Here is a 1761-nt window from a genome sequence, read left to right as displayed (position 1 = left end):
TCACCTACACGTTTGAGGTTCCCCCGCAGTACCTTGAGGTTGCCAATGGTACGCTCTTCGATGTGGTGATGTCGTACTACCCGTTGGATGATTTTGAGCCGGAACCTTCGAGTAGGTCGAACCGTTTGTATGCCCGCGCCCATATTGATGTGGTTCAGGAAACGCAGCCGACCCGTGGGACCTACACCTTCAGTCAATCCGCTATCGATAACCCGTGGAAGGATACGACGCTGCGGGTTGAGGGACGCCATGTCCTCTCCCAGGCTAGTGAACTGATTTCTAATGAGTCGCCGGTCGTCGCCATCTATGAGGCTGACCCTGCAACGGGAAAGATGGTGGGTAAGCCTGTGTTCACTCAGGAAGTGGACTACACGTACTCCGGGGTTAGCTCCAGGTGGTTCCGCAATAACTACTTCAGCACGGAGCTGAAGATTCCTGCGGGTACGTTGAAGCCGGGCAAGCTCTACTTTATTGGCATGTATGGGGACGGGTTGCCTTCCCCCGGCATGGAAGGTTCTCCGGGTTCCATGCTGAATGATGTTGCTGAGTTCCTTCCGGTACGTTCCCCCAATCAGGAAACCGCGCATCCTGCGTTGCATCTTGGGGCGGTGAGGCTGAACCCGTACGCGCAGACGAACTCGTTTACGGTGCGCGCTACCGAGCTCTATGCGCCGGGTGAAGGATTGTACCGCCTCTCGGTGCAGCATGTTGATGAGCAGGGGCGTTTGACCGGTCAGACGGTGTTCCAGCGGGCGATCCCCGCTGAGCGCATCAAGGATGGCAGGGCGGAACTGAACCTGACGATCGCTCAGCAGCTGAACTATTCGGGTGCGTATCGCTTGGTCTTGGAGAAGGTCACTCCCGGTAAGGATGGTGCCGGTGAGTCGGTGGAGCAGCTTGCTGTCGAGGATATTCCCGTGAATCTGACGCATAAGGATGAGTTGCAGGCGGCTGAACGCTGGTTTGCTGAGCGTCAGATTCTGCCTGATCCTTCGCCGCAGTCCAAGAATAGCAATCTGACGCGCCGCGATGTGACGGTGGCGCTGTACCGCCTGGCGGGTTCCCCGAAGGTTGACCTGCCTGCAACCAGTCCTTATGCGGATGTGGCGACGAGCGACCCGGACTACGCCGCGTACATTTGGGCTCGTCAGAAGGGTATTACCTTCGGCTGGATTGATGGTAAGTTCCACCCGGAGGTGAAGCTTTCGGCCCCGTCGACGGTGGCGTTCCTGTACAGGTATCAGAAGGCGATGGGTCAGGCCATTCCGAAGGCACCGACCTCTGCCTCGTTGCCGCGTAGCTCGTCTGTGCCGGGTAACTTGTCGCTACCGGAGAGCGATAGTGGCTGGCGGCATAAGGCTCTTAAGGGTACCGCTTTCTGGAGTGAGGTTCAGTGGGCTGTTGATCACCGCGTGTGGGGTTACGCCGTGTGGGATCACGGCGTTGACAAGGAACACGTTTATGAGGGCTTTGATTATTCTTACGTTTCCGCTGGTGATTTGGCGTTGATGCTCTACCGCTTGGAGCACGGCGGTAGTCACCTCATGTAGAGCCCGGTCGTGGTGAGGGGTAACCGGTGGGCTGGGATGCTCGACGTAGTTCGACTTTTCAGCCCGCCGGTACCGCCCCTCCTATTCGTTTCTCCAGAACGCTTCTTCTCCCCTGTTGAGGGTTTTCTTTTCACGCTTTATCCGCTCAACTTTTTCACTCACTTCATCTACTCACTCGTTTCAATCACCGTATAAATTTTGTAGATGGGAT

The 1761-nt window shown here is 56.7% G+C and carries 1 pseudogene; it reads left to right on the top strand.

Annotated elements, in window-relative coordinates:
• Positions 1–1550: pseudogene (locus HMPREF2836_RS04615) on the top strand (siroheme synthase); the annotation flags it as partial.
• Positions 1551–1761: the final 211 nt, after the last annotated feature.

Origin of the sequence: Rothia sp. HMSC065C12 (assembly GCF_001812085.1) — a bacterium.
Taxonomy (GTDB): Bacteria; Actinomycetota; Actinomycetes; order Actinomycetales; family Micrococcaceae; genus Rothia; species Rothia mucilaginosa.
Note: the sequence above shows the minus strand (reverse complement) of the source record. Positions and strands in the feature narration are given on the sequence as shown.